Genomic DNA, 18147 nt, shown 5'->3' on the forward strand with positions numbered 1-18147 from the left:
AGCGACATGCACCATGAGAAGGCTGGCAAGTCAGTAGGGTACGCGCCGGGGCTGCAGTAAGCTTGGCACCACGAGGCCAGTTGGCCGCGGTGAATCTACCCCAGGGCCGTAATGCTACGGCTCCAGGCAGCCGAGGTGAGGGATGCAATACGAGACGATCGAGACAGGCAGGCAGGATATTCTCAAGCAACTGCGTGAGCGCCTGGATAACCGTCTGGAGAAGGAGCGGGCCGAAGAGGTGGAAGCCTTCGCCCGCTATTTCTACGCTACGGTACCGCTGGAGGACCTGGCCGATCGTCGGCTGGACGATCTCTATGGTGCCACCCTGTCGGTCTGGCACTTCATCCAGCAGCATGACCCTGCTTCGCCCAAGGTGCGGGTCTTCAACCCTGACTTTGAAGAGCACGGCTGGCAGTCGTCACACACCTTCGTTGCCGTCCTGCATGAGGATATGCCGTTTCTTGTCGACTCGGTGCGCATCGAACTCAACCGTCGTGGCCTCACCGTGCATGCCATCCATAATGCCGTGATGGCGGTGGAGCGGGACGCCGGACACAAGTTGAAGCGGGTCTGCTCCCCACGGGAAGAACAGGCCCCCGACCATCGTGAATCCCTGATCGCCATAGAGATCGACCGTCACTCGACCCCAGCCATGCTGGCCGATATCGAGAACGCGCTGCACGATGTACTGCGCGACGTGCGCATCGCCGTGGGTGATTACGAGGCGATGAGCGGTCGGGCGCGTGGTGCCATTGCGGAACTACAGGACCGCTGTCCCGATCAGGTCGATCCCGGCGATCACGAAGAAGCCATTGCGTTCCTCGAGTGGCTGGTGCGAGACAACTTCACCTTCCTGGGCTACGACGAGTACACCATCGAATCCGGCGCCGGTGGAGATCGCCTGGTCAGGGTCTCCGGCAGTGAGCTGGGCGTGTTTCGTCTCGACCTGCCGCGCTACCAGGAGCGCATCCGTACGGAACTGGGCGTCGAGGGCAATCGCTTCGTGCTGGTGCCCCAACTGCTGTCGTTCGCCAAGAGTGCCCACCATGCCCGTGTGCATCGGCCGACCTACCCGGACTATATCTCCGTCGATCGCTACGACGACCAGGGCCGGGTCATCGGCGAGCATCGCTTCCTGGGGCTGTTCACTTCTACCGTCTACAATGAGTCGCCGCGCAACATTCCGCTTCTGCGGCGCAAGCTCAAGGCGGTAATGGATATCGCCGGTTTCAACCCCAAGGGCCACAACGGCAAGCAGCTGCTGCAGATCCTGGAAGTCTATCCGCGTGACGACCTGTTCCAGATCGAGACCCAGGAGCTGGCCAGGACGGCGCTGGGCATCCTCGACATACGCGAGCGCCGTCGGGTGCGCATCTTCGTGCGTACCGACCTCTCGGGTCGCTTCCACTCCTGTCTGGTCTTCGTGCCGAGGGATGTATTCTCCACTGACCTGCGCCTGCGCATCCAGCAGATGCTCTGCGAGGAGCTCGACGCCACTTTCGGGGATTTCAACACCTATCTCTCCGAGTCGGTGCTGGCCCGAATCCAGTTCATCCTGCGTTTCAACAGCGACGTGCCCCGGGAGGTCAACCTCAAGCGCCTCGAGTCCAAGGTGGCTCAGTTGGCGCGTAGCTGGCGCGATGAGCTGCAGGAAGCGATGGTCGAGGGCTTCGGCGAGGAGCAGGCCAATGAGCTGATGGAGCGCTTCCGCGATGCCTTTCCCGTCAGCTATCGGGAAGATTTTGGTTGCCGCACGGCCGTCTTCGATATGCAGCATCTGTTCGAGCTGGATGAGGGTGAGCCACTGGCGCTCTCGCTCTACCGTCTGGTCGAGGAGGAAGGCAGCGGTGTCAATCTCAAGCTTTTCCAGCGTGACCGCCCGATTCCGCTCTCCGACGTGCTGCCGGTGATGGAGAATCTGGGGCTGCGCGTGATTGGCGAGCGTCCCTATGAAATCGATACCCCGGAGGTGCGCTACCTACTGCATGACTTCGACCTTGAACACCACACCAGCACCGAGGTCAGCCTGCAGCAGATGCGTGAGCCTTTCATCGAGGCTTTTCGGCGAATCTGGGTCGGTGAAGCAGAGAATGACTCGTTCAACCGCCTGATTATCGTGGCCAATCTGGATTGGCGCGAGGTGGCGATGCTGCGCACCTATGCACGCTATTTGAAGCAGATTCGCTTCGGCATGTCCCAGGACTACATCGCGGCGACCCTGGCCAATCATCCGGAGATTACCCGTGAACTGGTCAGGCTCTTCGCGCTGCGCTTCGATCCGGCTCATCGTCCCGACGAGGAGGAGGTGAATGCGTGCATCGAGCGTATCGTCCGCCATCTCGACGGTGTGGCCAGTCTCAACGACGACCAGCTGCTGCGGCGCTACATGGAGTTGATCCAGGCAACGCTGCGGACCAACTACTATCAGCGCAGCACCGAGGGGCGTGAAAAGGATTACATCGCCTACAAGCTCGATCCCCGGCAGATTACCGGCATACCAAAGCCATGCCCGGCCTTTGAGATCTTCGTCTGCTCGCCGCGGGTGGAAGGGGTCCACCTGCGCGGCGGCAAGGTGGCCCGGGGTGGTCTTCGCTGGTCCGATCGACATGAGGATTATCGCACCGAGGTGCTGGGGCTGGTGAAAGCCCAGCAGGTCAAGAATGCCGTGATCGTCCCGGTGGGGGCCAAGGGCGGCTTCGTCTGCAAGCGCATGCCCGAGGGTGCCGATCGCGACACCCTCCAGCAGGAGGGCATCGCCTGCTACAAGACCTTCATCCGTGCCCTGCTCGATATCACCGACAACCGGGTGGGCAGCGAGGTGGTGCCGCCCAGGGACGTGGTGCGTCACGACGACGACGACGCCTACCTGGTGGTGGCGGCCGACAAGGGCACTGCGACCTTCTCCGATATCGCCAACGAGATCTCCGCCGAATACGGCCACTGGCTGGGCGACGCCTTTGCCTCCGGCGGTGCCAACGGCTACGACCACAAGAAGATGGGCATCACCGCCCGTGGCGCCTGGGAGTCGGTGAAGCGCCACTTCCGCAGCCTGGGGCTGGATACCCAGCGGGAGGAGTTCAGCGTACTTGGTATCGGTGACATGGCCGGCGATGTCTTCGGCAATGGCATGTTGCTGTCCGACAAGATCCGCCTGGTGGGTGCGTTCAACCACCTGCATATCTTCGTCGACCCCAATCCGGATGCCGCGGCCACCTTCGCCGAGCGTCAGCGACTCTTCGCCATGCCGCGTTCGAGCTGGGAGGATTTCGATGCCGGCCTGATTTCCGAAGGCGGCGGGATCTTCAAGCGCAGCGCCAAGTCGATCGCGATAACGCCACAGATGAAGGACGTCTTCGGCATCACCGAGGACCGGCTCTCGCCCAACGACCTGCTTCGCGCCATGCTGCGATCGCCGGTCGACCTGCTGTGGAACGGCGGGATCGGCACTTACGTGAAGGCGAGCGGCGAGACCGATACCGAGGTTGGCGACAAGGCCAACGATTCGCTGCGAATCAATGGTCGGGAACTGAGGTGTCGCGTGGTCGGCGAGGGCGGCAACCTGGGCCTGACCCAGCGCGGGCGCATGGAAGCCGCCGAAAATGGCGTGAAGGTCTTCACGGACTTCATCGACAATGCCGGCGGGGTGAACTGCTCGGATCATGAGGTCAACATCAAGATCCTCATCGATGAAGTGGTCAAGCGTGGTGACATGACCGACAAGCAGCGCAACCAGCTGCTCGCGGACATGACCGAGGAGGTCGCCGACCTGGTGATTCTCGACAACTATCGCCAGACCCAGGCGATCTACCTGTCACAGATGCTCTCTCAATACGGTATCGGGCCCTATCGTCGCTTCATCAGCGAGCTGGAAGCCCAGGGGCATCTGGATCGGGAGCTGGAGTTCCTGCCGGTCGACGAGACGATCCAGGAGCGTGCCACTACCGAGCAGGGCATGACGCTGCCGGAGCTCTCGGTACTGATCTCCTACTCGAAGAGCGTGCTCAAGGGCGCCGTGCTCGCCTCCGACGTGCCCGACGACCCCTATATCCAGCAGTATCTGGAGCGGATATTCCCGCCGGTCCTGGTCGAGCGCTTCCGGGACGAGATGTACGATCACCGCTTGAAGCGCGAGATCGTCACGACCCAGGTGGCCAACGACCTGGTCGATCACATGGGCATCGTCTTCGTGCGTCGCCTGATCGACTCCACCGGGGCCAGCCGTGCCGATGTCGCCCGTGCCTATATCGTCGCCCGTGACAGCTTCCAGCTGGCTGACACCTGGGAGCAGATCGAGGCTCTGGACAATCAGATACCGAGCGACATCCAGTACTCCATGATGCTCGACCTGATGCGGCTGATCCGTCGTACCACCCGCTGGTTCCTTCGGCAGCGGCTGGGGCTCTCCACTCGGGATGCCATCGAGTACTTTGCCCCCCGGGTGGCACAGCTTCAGGAAAGCATCGGCGAGCTGCTCCGCGGTGAAGAGCATGAGCGCTGGGAGCGCAAGCGTGACGAGCTGATCGAAGCGGGTGTGCCGGAAGGACTGGCCTGTAGCGTGGCGGCAGCAGGCAGCCTGTACGGGGCACTGGGCGTCATACAGGCAGCACGTCAAAGCGATGAGAAGCCGCAGCGTGTCGCCGAAGTGTTCTATGAAGTTGGCAGCCGGCTGGAGCTTCCATGGATGATCCAGCAGGTCACCAATCTTGACGTGGGAGACAGCTGGCAGGCCCAGGCCCGCGAGACCTTCCGCGACGATATCGACCGTCAGCAGCTGGCGCTGACGGTCAGCGTGCTGAAATCGGAGGATGGGCGCGAACCGGAGGAGCGGGTCGACAACTGGCTGCAGATGCACAGTTCCCTGCATGAACGCTGGTGTCGTTTGATCGCCGAAGTTCGCAGCGGAGGCAGCCAGGCCAGTTTCCCGCTGTTTGCCGTGGCGGTCCGTGAGCTGGTCGACCTGGCGGAGAGCAACGGCGAGAGCTGACCGGCCCGGCCGCTCAGGCTGTCACCTTCAAGCCTGGCTCGTCATCAAGGCAACGAACCCCGCTACGGCGGGGTTCGTCGTCATGGGCGGGCAGCGCTGCTATAATCTCGCCCGCCTGTTGTCCTTGACCTGTCGTCCTAGACCCCTGGAGATGCCCATGTATGCGCTTGCCCGTTCGATCCTGTTTCGACTCGATGCCGAAACCGCACACGGGTACGCACTCTCTGCCCTGGACCTGGCGCATCGCCTGAAGCTGGCCGCACGATTGGGTGGGGCGCGGGTCGACGATCCGGTGGAGCTGATGGGGCTACGGTTTTCCAACCGGGTGGGGTTGGCGGCGGGGCTGGACAAGAACGCCGATCACCTCGATGCTCTGGGCGCGCTGGGGTTCGGCTTCGTCGAGGTGGGCACCGTGACGCCGCGACCCCAGGAGGGTAACCCGAAGCCTCGCCTGTTTCGCCTGCCGGAGCAGGCGGCGATCATCAATCGCATGGGCTTCAACAATGCCGGGATCGACCACCTGGTGGCCCAGGTGAAGAAGAGCCGCTTCGATGGCGTCATCGGCATCAATATCGGCAAGAACCTGACTACCCCGGTGGAGCAGGCCGTGGACGACTACCTGGTTTGCCTGGAAAAGGCCCATGCCCACGCCCACTACGTGACCGTCAACATTTCGTCGCCCAACACGCCGGGGCTGCGCAACCTTCAGTTCGGCGAGCACCTGGATGCCTTGCTGGGCACCCTGCGCGAAGCCGGCAGCCGGCTGGATCAGCAGGCGGGACGTCGGGTACCTCTGGCGGTCAAGATCGCGCCGGACATGACGCCAGAGGAAGTGGGGATGGTCGCCGCCAGTATTTCGGCCAATGGCATCGATGCGGTGATCGCCACCAACACCACCGTGTCGCGGGACGCCGTCGCCGGGCTGGCGCATGCCGACGAGCAGGGTGGGTTATCGGGGCGGCCCGTGTTCGAGCCCTCCAACGCCGTCATTCGCGAGCTGCGCCGCCACCTGCCCGAGATGCCCATCGTCGGCGTTGGGGGAATCGACAGCGGTGAGGCGGCCATGGCCAAGGTGGCGTCCGGTGCCGATCTGGTCCAGCTCTATTCGGGCTTTATCTATCGCGGCCCGGCCCTGGTCGGGGAGTGTGCCAAGGCGCTCAAGACGGCGCGGGGCTGAAAAGACAAGAGGCGGATACAAGAAAGCCCGTGATGCGACTCACGGGCTTGTGTCGTTACCGCCTAGGATGGGCGGCAAGGGACGGTTGATTGGGTGGGAAATGCGTTACAACACCATGGGGTTCTTGTGAATGCCGGAGACGCCGGTCATACCGGCCCACTGATCCCCACGGCCTTCACGCCAACCACTCATCCAGTATTCACGTATATTGACATCCTGACTGGGACAGTCGTCGCGGGAGCGCCCGGAAATGCCTGCCTTGTAGCCATGGAGGTAGGCGCGCTGGAAGCGATCACGTTTCTGTCTTTTCATCGGATGACCTCTCGTAAAGGTACCAATTTGGGGCGCACGACATGTACGACCCGACGTTCCACCGCCCGCATAACCGTGTGAAACGGCAGAGCGAATGGGTGCAAGTCCAAACAGGACTCGCCAAGAGAACGCATGCATCCTTACAGTAGCTACTAGGACTAGTCTTAGCGCATTTCGGGTGTCATTGTCGACCTATCTTTCGTCAAAAGCCGGACTCAATTTTGTAACAAAAGGAACATGCCCGACCCGAGGGGCGGGAACGACACCATGAGCGAGTCACTCCAAACTGAACTCCATGCCTTCCTGGCCACTTGCCCCAAGGGGCTCGAAGAGCTGCTGGCCGACGAGCTTCGTGCCCTGGGGGCCGAGCCGATCAAGACCACCGTGGCAGGCGTCCACTTCCAGGGCGACTTGGCAGCCGCCTATCGTGCCTGCCTCTGGTCGCGCCTGGCCAATCGCATCGTGCTCTGCCTGGTACGCGAGGAGGGGATCGAGAGCCCCGATTCGTTGCGCCAGGCGGTCACCACCGTGGACTGGACCCGCCACCTGCGAGCCGGTGCCTCGCTGGCGGTGGATTTCCATGGCCGCTCGGAGCAGGTCCGCCATACCCGCTTCGGTGCCCAGACCGTCAAGGACGGTGTGGTCGATGCCCTGCAGACGGCGGGAAGGCCGCGGCCCGACATCGACCTGAAGGACCCGGACCTTCGCCTCTATGCCAACCTTCATCGCGGTCGATTGACGCTTGGCGTGGATCTCTCCGGAGAGAGCCTGCATCGTCGTGGCTACCGTCGTGACGTGGGCCATGCGCCGCTGAAGGAGAACCTCGCCGCTGCCCTACTGCTGCGGGCAGGATGGCAGGAGCGCCTGCGTGCCGGTGAACACCTGGTGGATCCCCTCTGCGGTGCCGGCACCCTGCTGATCGAAGCGGCGCTGATGGCCGCCGACATGGCCCCCAACCTGAGCCGGGTACGCTTTGGCTTTCACGGCTGGGCGCAGCACGACGAGATTCTGTGGGCAGAGCTCAAGCGCGAGGCGGAAGCGCGTGCCAGCATCGGCCGCAAGCGCTGTCGCAATCGCTTGTTCGGGTTCGACCAGAGCCCACCGGCGCTGGCCGCGGCCAAGGCCAATGCCATGCGAGCCGGTATTCCGGCCCTTGTCACCTTCAAGGGCGCCTCGTTGGAACAGCTCCAGCGGCCCGACGAGCTCGATGAGGCGGCGCGGGGGTTGGTGATCGCCAACCCTCCCTATGGGGAGCGCCTGGGGGAACTGCCCGAGCTGGTGGCGCTCTATGCCGAACTGGGCGAGGGGGTGCGCCGCGCATTCCCCGGCTGGCGCCTGGCCGTCTTTACCGGCAACCCCGATCTTGGCCATCGCATCGGGCTGCGGGCCGACAAGCAGTACTCGCTGAAGAACGGGCCGCTCGATGCCAAGCTGCTGTTGATGAACGTGACGCCGGCTGCCGGCGCGGAAAGTCCGGTGAAAGCGGAAGGGCCGGCGCGCAGCGAAGGGGCGCAGATGTTCGCCAACCGTCTGGAGAAGAACCGCAAGCGGTTGAAGAAGTGGCTCAAGCAGTCCGGCGAGACCTGTTACCGGCTCTATGACGCCGACATGCCGGAGTATGCCCTGGCCATCGATGTCTATGACGACCGGGTCCACGTACAGGAATATGCGCCACCCCGTTCGGTGAATGCCGACCAGGCCCAGAAGCGTCTCTTCGATGCCCTGCAGGTGATTCCCGAGGTGCTGGGCATCGACTCCAGCCGGGTGGTGATCAAGCGCCGCGAGAAGCAGAGTGGCAAGGAGCAGTATCGCAAGCAGGCCAGCACCGGGGAGCGCTTCCAGGTGCGCGAGGGGCGTGCCCGGCTGTGGGTCAATCTGCGTGACTATCTCGATACCGGCCTGTTCCTCGACCACCGTCCGGTGCGGCGCATGCTGGCCGAGATGGCGCCCGGCACGCGCTTTCTCAACCTGTTCTGCTATACCGCCGTGGCCACGGTTCAGGCGGCCCTGGGCACCGAGGAGGCGGGTGGCGCTTCGGACAGCATCAGCGTCGACCTCTCCAATACCTACCTGGAGTGGGCGCGGGACAACTTTGCCTTGAACGGACTCGATCCGGCGCGGCACCGGGTGGTGCGCGACGACTGCCTGCGCTGGCTGGAGACCGCCAGGGCGCAGTTCGATCTGATCTTCCTCGACCCGCCCACCTTCTCCAACTCCAAGAAGATGGACGGTACCCTGGACGTGCAGCGTGACCATGGTCGGCTATTGGAGCTGGCCATGGCGCGCCTGGCCCCTGGCGGTACCCTGGTGTTCTCCAACAATCAGCGTCGCTTCCAGCTAGACCCGGAAATGGCCGAGCGCTATGCGGTGCAGGAGATTTCGGCAAAGACCTTCGACCCGGATTTCCAGCGGCGTCCCGACCTGCATCATTGCTACCTGATTCGCCACCGGGAGGATGCATGATTCGACTTAGGCTCTACACCACCCTGGGCTGCCATCTCTGCGAGCGGCAGGAGTCTCTGCTGGCCCTGCTGTTGCAAGGTGAATACAACCTCGAGAAGATCGAGATCAGCGACGATGAGGCCCTCATCGAACGCTACGGGGTGCGCATACCGGTGCTGGCGGACGAGGCGGGGGAGGAACTCGACCGCGGCTTCGAGCCGCCGCGCCTGGCGGTGTGGCTGGCCGAGCGGCACTGGCTGGATGAGGCCGCCTGGCAGCGTCTGAATGCGGGCGAGTCCGAGCCACGGGAGGAGGAGCGAAAGCCGTCTGGCCCGCGGCCCGCGGGGCGGCGCTATCTCCTCTGAGTCGGCTACGTTGACGCAGCGTAATCACGGTACTGTTTCTCGGTGGTATCACTTCTATAACATTATTGTTATATCAACAGTTGCGAAGGATGGGTTCGAACGCTCAGGGGGGCTTGAAATGGATGCACCGCAACCAAGGCGGTGGCAGTACATTGCTCTGGGCTCTATTTTGCTACTGTCGCTTGTGTACACGGTGCCGAGCGCTGCGGAACCCGGCGGGATATTGCTAACCGAGGAAGAGCGGCTCTTCCTGGAGCAGAACGAACCCATCGTCTTCGTCAGTCAGACCCGCTACCCCCCCTTCGAATTCATCGACGCCAACCAGCAGCGTCGCGGCATGATGGTGGAACTGGCTCAGTGGATAGCTACCGAGGCCGGCTTTCATGCCGAATTCACCGACACCGTCTTCCAGCAGGCGCAGCAGCGTGTATTGAGTGGGGATGCCCATGTCCTTACCAGCTTTTTCTACAGCGAAGCCCGAGACCAGCAGTTCGACTTCACTCAGACCGTTTTCGAGGTTCCAGCCTCAATCTTCGTCGCCACGCAGCGGCCCGATATCGCTATGGTGTCGGACCTCGATGGCAAGCGCGTGGCTACGCAGCGCAGTGACTACGCCAAGGAGTTTCTCGCCACGCTCGATCTCGATTTCGAGCTGGTCGAGACAGACGACTTCGCCAGTGCGGCACAGGCGGTGATAGAGGGCAGCGCCGATGCCATGGTCGGCGACGAGCAGATCGTGCTCTATTACCTCTACAGCAACGGTCTGCACGAACTCATGAAGCGGGTGGGCGAGCCGCTGTATGTCGGACTCAACGCCATGGCGGTGGCAGAAGGGAATCATCTGCTCCAGTCGATCCTGGACAAGGGGGTCGACCATGCCCGCGCCAGTGGCACGCTCGACCGGTTGCACGAGAAGTGGGTGGGGGCCGAGCTGCCGGGCAGGTCCTTTGCCTGGCAGGCGTACTGGCCTTACGCGGCGGGCCTGGCACTGCTGGTTGCCATGGTCGTGGCCTGGAACGTCAGGCTTCGCCAGCTGGTATCGCGCAAGACAGCGGAACTGGAGTTGGCCGCCAGCGTATTTCGGCATGCGCGGGAGGGCATCGTCATTACCGATGCCAAGGGCGATATCATCGAAGTCAACGAGGCCTTCACGCGTATCACCGGTTACCAGCGCGATGAGGTCATGGGCAAGAACCCGCGTCTCCTGCAGTCGGGCCATCAGGAAGTGGGCTTCTATCGGGCGCTGTGGAAGGAGCTGCTGGAGAAGGGCGCCTGGGAAGGAGAGCTCTGGAACCGGCGCAAGAACGGCGAAGACTACCCCGAACTGCTCACCATATCGAAGGTCTGCGACAAGCAAGGCCAGACTTCTCACTTCGTGGCCGTGTTCACCGACATCAGCCGCCAGAAGGAGCATGAGCGTCAGCTCGAGAGCATGGCGTTCTTCGACGGCCTGACCGGACTGCCGAACCGAATCCTGCTGGCCGACAGGCTGCGCCAGGCGATGCTGGCGGCGCGGCGCAGCGGATGCAAGGTGTCATTGGCGTACATCGACCTGGACGGCTTCAAGGAGATCAACGACCGGCTCGGTCACGACGTTGGCGACAGGGTGCTGGTGACCATTGCCGAGCGCCTGACGTCGGCCCTCCGTGAGGCTGATACGGTGGCCCGCCTGGGAGGCGACGAGTTCATCATCGTATTCCCGGAGCAGAGGGATGTGGTGACTGTGAGTGGCCTGATCGTTCGGCTCTTGCGCCATATCGCCGAACCCATCGACATCGAAGAGACCTTGCTGCAGGTCTCGGGCAGCATCGGCGTGGTTCATTTCTCTCCCGAAGACGAAATCGAGCCCGAGCAGTTGATTCGCCAGGCGGACCAGGCCATGTATCAGGCCAAGCAGGCGGGCAAGAATCGCTTTCATATTTTCGATGCCGAACACGACCGCGCGGTGCGCGGACATCATGAAAGTGTCGAACGCATGCGCCAGGCCCTGGCCGATGACGAGTTCGTGCTCTACTACCAACCCAAGGTCAACATGGCCACCGGCGAGGTCCTCGGTGTCGAAGCGCTGATTCGCTGGCAGCACCCGGAGCGTGGCCTCCTGGCTCCAGCCTCCTTCCTGCCGGCCATCCAGCAACATCCTCTCGCCATCGTCCTAGGTGAGTGGGTGCTGGCCGAGGCGCTGAGTCAATTCGATGCTTGGGTCGACGCGGGCATCAGGCTACCGGTCAGCATCAATATCGATGCCATTCAGATCCAGCAGGGCGATTTTGTCGAGCGCCTGCGTGCCGAAGTCGAGTGCCACCCCAGTCTTGGGCCCGGCGATCTGGAGCTGGAGGTGCTCGAAACCAATGCGTTGGAAGATATTCCCCATGTGGCAAGCGTAATGAGCTCATGCCGCGCATTTGGCGTTGCATTCGCGCTGGATGACTTCGGCACCGGATATTCCTCGCTATCGTATCTACGACACTTTCCCGCCAGCGTGTTGAAGATAGACCGCAGCTTCGTTCGCGATATGCTCGATGACCCTGCGGATCTGACGATGCTAGAGGCCGTGCTTGGGTTGGCCGTTGCCTTCCGTCGGGGCATCATTGCCGAAGGCGTGGAGACACTGCTGCACGGGCGCATGCTGCTGGCGATGGGCTATGAGTTGGGCCAGGGCTATGCCATAGCCCGCCCCATGCCCGCAGACGCGATTCCGGATTGGCTACAGACCTGGCGTCCCGATGAATCCTGGCGGCAACGACAATGTGCCCTGCCTGAGGAACGACAGGCCATTTATGCCATGGTCGACCATCGCGCCTGTGCCGCAGGCGTGCTGAACTATCTGAGAGGCGCACAATCCGAACCCCCAGAGGCAAACTGCAACCAATGTCGCCTGGGAGTGTGGCTGTCCTGCCGGGAGCGAGGCCAGGCTGGATTCACACCGAAGATGAAGCGGATCGCCAGCCTTCACGCCAGCTATGGCCAGCTTGCTCAGGAGGCGCTGCTGCTCAAGCCAGGCGGAAGCAGTGAAGACCTGAACCAGCATGCGCGTCAGGTGGCGCAGGTCAGCGAGGAGTTGCAGGACGTTCTTCAATTCTGGATAAATGAAAGCAACCTTGCCCAAGGAAAACTATAGAGAATCCAGCAGTGAGAGCTGCCGGACCGCTGCTTGCCCCTCGGCGCTCTCGGCCTCTACTTCCAGCACCTTGCGTAGGCCGCGTGAGGCCTGAATGGTGGTCTCATCACCCAGCCACATCATGGCCTGGCCATGATCCTCGGCGAGTATATGTTTCAAGCCACCGAACTGTGTGCCGATCTGTCCCCAGGCGCGGCTGAAGATCCAGTCGCCGAACATGTCCTGGTGGATATGCACCAGTACATAGTCATGGTCACTTTCCCAGCGAATGATCACGAAGGCTCCAGCAAGTCGGGCGCCGCCGGGTAGCGGCGTGCCAATGTCAGGTGGCGGTATTGTAAGGGTTCGAGCAGACTGGACAAGTACCGTATCAAGGAGAGTTTTCGTGAGAATTGTGGTCGATGCCAACGTGCCCGCCGCCGACGCCTGTTTTGGCGAACTGGGCGAGTTGATTCGCCTGCCGGGGCGCGAGATCGACGCTGCGGCACTGCGTGATGCCGATGTCGTGGTGGTGCGCTCGATCACCCGTATCGATGAGGCGGTGGTGGATGCGGCCATGAGCGGCAAGTCACGGCTACGCTTCGTCGGCACCTGTACCATCGGCACCGACCATGTGGATACGCGGGCCTTGGCTCGCCATGGAGTCGGCTTTGCCAGCGCGCCCGGGTGCAATGCCGAAGCAGTGGTGGACTACGTGCTGAGCAGCCTGCTGACCCTGGCCGAGCGCCAGGGCTGGCAGCTGTCCGAGCGCCGCGTGGGTATCGTCGGGGTCGGCAACGTGGGCGAGCGGCTGCGCAAGCGTTTGGCGGCCATGGGCATCGAGTGCCTGGCCTGCGACCCGCCCCGGGCCGAGACGGAGGGTGCCGAGGCGGAAGGTGACGAGGCGGGCATGGCGCCTTTTCTCGACCTCGACACCCTGATCGACGAGTGCGACGTGCTGTGCCTGCATACGCCGCTGGTGCGCGAGGGACCCCACGCCACCCGTCATCTGTTCGATGCCCAGCGGATTGCGCGGCTAGAACCGGGCACGGTACTGCTTAACGCCGGGCGTGGCGACTGTGTCGATGGGTTGGCCCTGCGCCAGCGCCTGACCGGGCTGGGTGACATCAGTGCGGTGCTGGACGTCTGGGAATCGGAGCCGAAAATCGATGCCGCGCTGCGTGATCTGGTCGAGATCGCCACCCCCCATATTGCCGGGTACAGCATGGACGGCAAGCTGCGCGGCTCCCATCAGGTCTATGCGGCGCTCTGTCGTTACCTGGGGCTGCCGGCACGGCTGACGCTGGATTCACTGCTGCCGGCGCCGCCTGTGCCCAGGCTGGTGCTGGATGGTGGCCTGGAGCCTGAGGACGCGTTGAGGCGCTGCCTGCGTGCGGTCTATGACGTGCGCCGCGATCACGATTCGCTGTATCGCGAATCGCGCCAGCGCGGTATGGCCGCCGGTTTCGATGCCTGCCGGGCCGATTATCCGCTGCGGCGTGAATTAGCCACCCTCGAGGTCGAGCTGCGCGAAGGAGCCAGGGAGCTGGCCCCGCTGCTCGAGGGCATGGGCTGTCGCGTGGATTGATAACATGGTTTGGAAACGTGGTTCGATAAAACGCAGAAAGCCCGCCATGGCGGGCTTTCTTGCTTATCGTTATCGGCCAGGAGAGGTCGGTTAGGGAAGCGATTCGCTCGCGCAGGCACTTGTCCAGTAGTTCCTTAGCGGTAGGCTGCTTCCTTCAGCGCGCGAATGCGATCATCCAGCGGGGGGTGGCTGGCGAACAGCCGTTCCATCAGCGACTTGGTCTGGCCCTTGGTGATAGCCATGGCGCGCAGGGTGTCCGGCATCTGGTCGGGCATCTGGGTTTCGGCCTTGAGCCGGGCCAGGGCATTGATCATGGCACCGGAGCCGGCGAGTTGCGCACCGGCGGCGTCGGCGCGGTATTCGCGGAAGCGCGAGAACCAGGCGACGATGGCCGAGGCGATGATGCCGAAGACGATCTCGGCGACGATCACCACCGCGAAGTAGCCCATGAAGCCCAGCCCCGCGCCATCGGTGCGGCTCTTCAGGAAGCTGTCCACCAGGTGGGCCACCACACGGGCGAAGAACATCACGAAGGTGTTCACGACGCCCTGGATCAGCGCCAGGGTGACCATGTCGCCGTTAGCCACGTGGCCGATCTCGTGGGCCAGCACCGCGCGCACCTCTTCGGGGCGCATGCGATTGAGCAGGCCGGCGGATACCGCGACCAGGGCGTCGTTCTTGTTCCAGCCCGTGGCGAAGGCGTTCGACTGCTGAGCGGGAAAGATGCCCACCTCTGGCGTCTTGATGCCGGCATCCCGTGACAGTTCGGCGACTGTATCGAGCAGCCACTTCTCGGTGGCATTGCTCGGCGTCTCGATCACCACGGTGCCGGTGGAGCGCTTGGCCATCCATTTGGAAATGAACAGCGAGATCATCGAGCCGGCCATGCCGACGATGAAGCAGAAAATCAGCAGGGCATTGAAGTTGATGCCCTGGCCACGCAGGTAGCCTTCAACTCCCAGCAGGCGCAACGTGATGCTGGCAACCACGATAACCGCCAGGTTGGTGCCCAGGAAGAGCAGTATTCTCATCATCGTTCGGAAACTCCGGTCATTATCCAGGAAAGGTGGGCCGCGTTGGCCGCGGCTGAAATAAACTGATGTTTAGATACGGCCGGTTACTCCGGGTTTCAAGTCGCACCCGAAATAATGACCCTCGGGGTGGTGTCAGGCAGCGCGAGCCGACGCTGGTTACTGACGGTAGCGCGACAGGAAGCGGCCGAAGCGATCCAGGGCATCCCCCAACTGGTCGGCCCAGGGCAGCGTGACGATGCGCACATGATCCGGTTCGGGCCAGTTGAAGGCGGTGCCCTGTACCAGCAGGATCTTCTCCTGCAGCAGCAGGTCCAGCACCAGCTTCTGGTCGTCCTGGATGGGGTAGACCTTGGGGTCGAGCCGCGGGAAGGCGTAGAGCGCGCCCTTGGCCTTGGTGCAGGAGACGCCGGGGATGGCATTCAGCTTTTCATGGGTGATATCGCGCTGGGCCAGCAGGCGCCCGCCGGGCAGGATCAGGTCGTTGATCGACTGATAGCCGCCCAATGCCGTCTGGATCGCGTGCTGGGCCGGCACGTTGGCGCACAGGCGCATGGAAGCCAGCATGTTGATGCCCTGGATGTAATCCCGGGCACGCTGCATCGCCACGCTGCCGGAGAGGGTCATCCAGCCGGAACGGAAGCCGGCGCAGCGGTAGCTCTTCGACAGGCCGTTCATGGTCACCACCAGTTGATCTTCATCGGCCAATGCACCGGTGGAGATGTGCTCGGTACCGTCGTAGAGGATCTTGTCGTAGATCTCGTCGGAAAAAACCACCAGGTCGTGCTCCCGGGCGATGGCCAGCAGTTCGCGCACCACCTCGGGAGGATAGACCGCCCCGGTGGGGTTGTTGGGATTGATGATCACGATGGCGCGAGTATGGCTTGTCACCTTGGCACGCACATCGGCGATGTCCGGTGCCCAGTCGGCCTGCTCGTCGCAGCGATAGTGCACGGCATGTCCGCCGGACAGATTGGCGGCGGCGGTCCAGAGGGGATAGTCGGGGGCAGGGATCAGCACTTCGTCGCCGTCGTTCAGCAGCGCCTGAAGGGCCATCACGATCAGCTCGGAAACGCCGTTGCCGATGAAGATGTCCTCTATCCCGACGCCGGGAATCTCCTTGCGCTGACACTCCTGCATGATTGCCTTGCGCGCCGAATAGAGACCCTTGGAGTCGCAGTAGCCCTGGGCAGTCGGCAGGTTGCGCATCACATCCTGGAGGATTTCCTCCGGCGCCTCGAAGCCGAACGGCGCCGGGTTGCCGATGTTCAACTTGAGGATGCGCTGGCCTTCGTCCTCCAGCCGCTTGGCGTGTTCGAGCACGGGGCCGCGGATGTCGTAGCAGACGTTGTCGAGCTTATGCGATTTCCTGAAAAGGGAGGGCGTGTCCATGAGGTGTCCGAATTCCAGTGGTGTCCAGTGGCTGCCCGATCAGTTTGGCCGTCGGTCAGCGCTGATGATTATGCGGGCTCGCTGTCATCGCCGCTATCGTTATCCTGCGCGGCCGCTTCTGCCTCCGCTTCCGTGGGAAGCGGCGGTGGGATGTCGTCCGGGGTCTCCAGGGTCAGTCGCCCCAGCTTGCCGTCGCGTAGTTCGTGGAGCAGCACCTCGGCACCGCGATGCAGGTCGACCTCGCCGCCGGCACGCAGGCCGCCTCGGCGGCTGGCGATGTCACGCAGGATGGCATGGCCGTCGAAGCCGGCCAGGGCCAGCAGGTCGATCCGCTGAGGACCGTCGGCCTCGACCCGGTCGGCATCGGGGTTGGGCGCGTAGTCGGGCAGGTCGTTGAGCTTGTAGCGGCTCCGGAGCGCCTCGGGATAGCGCCTGGCCAGTTCGGCGGCAGTAACCACGGCGACATCGACATAGTCGATGGCGGTGTCGCGAATGGCGCCAGTGGCGGCCAGCCGGTAGGCGCTGGCCTGGTCCTCGATCTTCGGCCACAGCACCCCGGGCGTATCGATCAGCGCCACCCGGCCGGTGATGCGCACCTTTTGCTGGCGCTTGGTCACGGCGGGTTCGTTGCCGGTCTTGGCAATGCTGCGCCCGGCCAGGCCATTGATCAGGGTCGATTTACCCACGTTGGGTATGCCCATGACCATGACCCGAACGTCGCGGTCGGCTCGGATATGGCCGGCCAGCTCATGGCACAGCTTGGGAATGCGCTTGAGCTCCCGGGCATTGGTGGTGGTCACGGCCAGGGCACGTGTATCGGGCTGGGCATCGAAGTAGGCGACCCATTCGCGGGTGCGCTCCGGGTCGGCGAGGTCGGCTCGCGACAGGATCTTCAGCACCGGCGTGTGGCGGGTCAGGCCGGCCAGCATGGGGTTGGCACTGGAGTAGGGCAGGCGTGCGTCGAGTACCTCGATCGCCACGTCAATCTCTGGCAGTGCCTCCTGGATCTGGCGGCGCGCCTTGTTCATGTGTCCCGGATACCAGCCGAGCATTGCACCACTCCCGCAAACCGATAGAAAAAGGCCGCCCATCATAGCAGAAGGGCGGCCCAGGCAGTTGGCGAGACTTACTCCCCCGGGTGGAAGCTGATCGCCACGGAGTTGATGCAGTAGCGCAGCCCGGTGGACTCCGGCGGGCCATCGGGGAAGACATGGCCAAGATGGGCATCGCAGTGGGAGCAGACCACTTCGGTGCGCTGCATGCCATGGGTACCGTCCGGCTTCTCCTCAACGGCGGCCTTGCCCAGCGGCCGGTCGAAACTCGGCCAGCCGCAGCCGGCGTCGAACTTGTGTTCATTCTCGAACAGCGGTGCGTGACAGCAGACACAGTGGTAGATGCCGTGCTCGTCGCTGACCTGGTGGTCGCCGGAAAAGGGCGGCTCCGTGCCTTTCTCCCGGGTCACGCGATACTGCTCCGGGCTGAGCTGAGCGCGCCATTCGGCATCGCTTTTCTCGATCTTCTTGCGCATGGCATCTCTCCTCCTGGGGGCGGTGCTTTCCATCGTGCCATCCATGTCGGAACTGGCCTTCATGTCTCCCATGAGACAACGGATGTGCCTGGGATTTCCAGCCCCGCGGCGTTCAAGGTCGACGGTTGACAGCTCCGGGGCGCTTGAGTAAGATTCGCGCCACCTCGTTGAAGCGAGACGGCTGCGTCCCATTCGTCTAGTGGTCCAGGACACCGCCCTTTCACGGCGGGA

At 63.1% G+C, this 18147-nt stretch carries 12 protein-coding genes; 6 read left to right on the forward strand and 6 right to left on the reverse strand.

Annotated elements, in window-relative coordinates:
* Nucleotides 1–142: 142 nt before the first annotated feature.
* Nucleotides 143–4984 (forward strand): NAD-glutamate dehydrogenase, encoded by a 4842-nt coding sequence (locus KZO25_RS09935; protein WP_223136827.1) that lies wholly within the window; start codon nt 143–145, stop codon nt 4982–4984.
* A gap of 157 nt (nt 4985–5141) precedes the next feature.
* Nucleotides 5142–6161: a quinone-dependent dihydroorotate dehydrogenase gene (locus KZO25_RS09940; protein ID WP_223136828.1), complete on the forward strand. Its 1020-nt coding sequence runs from the start codon at nt 5142–5144 to the stop codon at nt 6159–6161.
* Between the two features lie 105 nt (nt 6162–6266).
* On the opposite strand, the gene rmf is transcribed toward KZO25_RS09940, so the two are convergent.
* On the reverse strand, nt 6267–6473 hold the full coding sequence (gene rmf / locus KZO25_RS09945) for a ribosome modulation factor (RefSeq protein WP_043516906.1): 207 nt from the start codon (nt 6471–6473) through the stop codon (nt 6267–6269).
* A 267-nt stretch (nt 6474–6740) separates the two neighbouring features.
* Here rmf and rlmKL point away from each other — a divergent pair, with 267 nt between their 5' ends.
* From rlmKL to KZO25_RS09960, 3 genes are all read left to right on the forward strand, one after another.
* A complete protein-coding gene (gene rlmKL, locus KZO25_RS09950) occupies nt 6741–8936 on the forward strand; it encodes a bifunctional 23S rRNA (guanine(2069)-N(7))-methyltransferase RlmK/23S rRNA (guanine(2445)-N(2))-methyltransferase RlmL (RefSeq protein ID WP_223136829.1) in 2196 nt (731 codons plus the stop codon).
* Complete coding sequence (locus tag KZO25_RS09955) at nt 8933–9280, forward strand: glutaredoxin family protein (RefSeq protein WP_223136830.1); 348 nt, start codon at nt 8933–8935, stop codon at nt 9278–9280. The genes rlmKL and KZO25_RS09955 overlap by 4 nt, the downstream gene beginning before the upstream one ends.
* A 223-nt stretch (nt 9281–9503) precedes the next feature.
* Entirely contained in the window at nt 9504–12398 is a 2895-nt protein-coding gene (locus tag KZO25_RS09960; protein WP_223136831.1) for an EAL domain-containing protein, read from the forward strand.
* Here the strand turns inward: KZO25_RS09960 and KZO25_RS09965 are convergent.
* Nucleotides 12393–12674 (reverse strand): hypothetical protein, encoded by a 282-nt coding sequence (locus KZO25_RS09965; RefSeq protein WP_066450170.1) that lies wholly within the window; start codon nt 12672–12674, stop codon nt 12393–12395. The two genes, KZO25_RS09960 and KZO25_RS09965, sit on opposite strands and share 6 nt — an antisense overlap.
* 109 nt (nt 12675–12783) lie before the next feature.
* On the opposite strand from KZO25_RS09965, the gene pdxB reads away from it, so the two are divergent.
* The gene (pdxB, locus tag KZO25_RS09970) at nt 12784–13965 is read left to right on the forward strand and encodes a 4-phosphoerythronate dehydrogenase PdxB (protein ID WP_223136832.1); all 1182 of its coding nucleotides are present in this window, start codon (nt 12784–12786) and stop codon (nt 13963–13965) included.
* Between the two features lie 134 nt (nt 13966–14099).
* Here the strand turns inward: pdxB and htpX are convergent, their stop codons facing one another.
* From htpX to msrB, 4 genes are all read right to left on the reverse strand, one after another.
* Nucleotides 14100–14999: a protease HtpX gene (gene htpX / locus KZO25_RS09975; protein ID WP_066450164.1), complete on the reverse strand. Its 900-nt coding sequence runs from the start codon at nt 14997–14999 to the stop codon at nt 14100–14102.
* A gap of 156 nt (nt 15000–15155) precedes the next feature.
* Nucleotides 15156–16388, reverse strand: a complete 1233-nt coding sequence (locus KZO25_RS09980; protein ID WP_066450161.1) for a pyridoxal phosphate-dependent aminotransferase — start codon at nt 16386–16388, stop codon at nt 15156–15158.
* Between the two features lie 68 nt (nt 16389–16456).
* Entirely contained in the window at nt 16457–17440 is a 984-nt protein-coding gene (gene ylqF / locus KZO25_RS09985) for a ribosome biogenesis GTPase YlqF (RefSeq protein ID WP_223136833.1), read from the reverse strand.
* Nucleotides 17441–17514: 74 nt separating this feature from the next.
* The gene (gene msrB, locus KZO25_RS09990; RefSeq protein ID WP_066450153.1) at nt 17515–17916 is read right to left on the reverse strand and encodes a peptide-methionine (R)-S-oxide reductase MsrB; all 402 of its coding nucleotides are present in this window, start codon (nt 17914–17916) and stop codon (nt 17515–17517) included.
* Nucleotides 17917–18147: the final 231 nt, after the last annotated feature.

It is taken from the genome of Halomonas sp. ANAO-440 (assembly GCF_019915905.1).
GTDB classification, from domain to species: Bacteria; Pseudomonadota; Gammaproteobacteria; order Pseudomonadales; family Halomonadaceae; genus Halomonas; species Halomonas chromatireducens.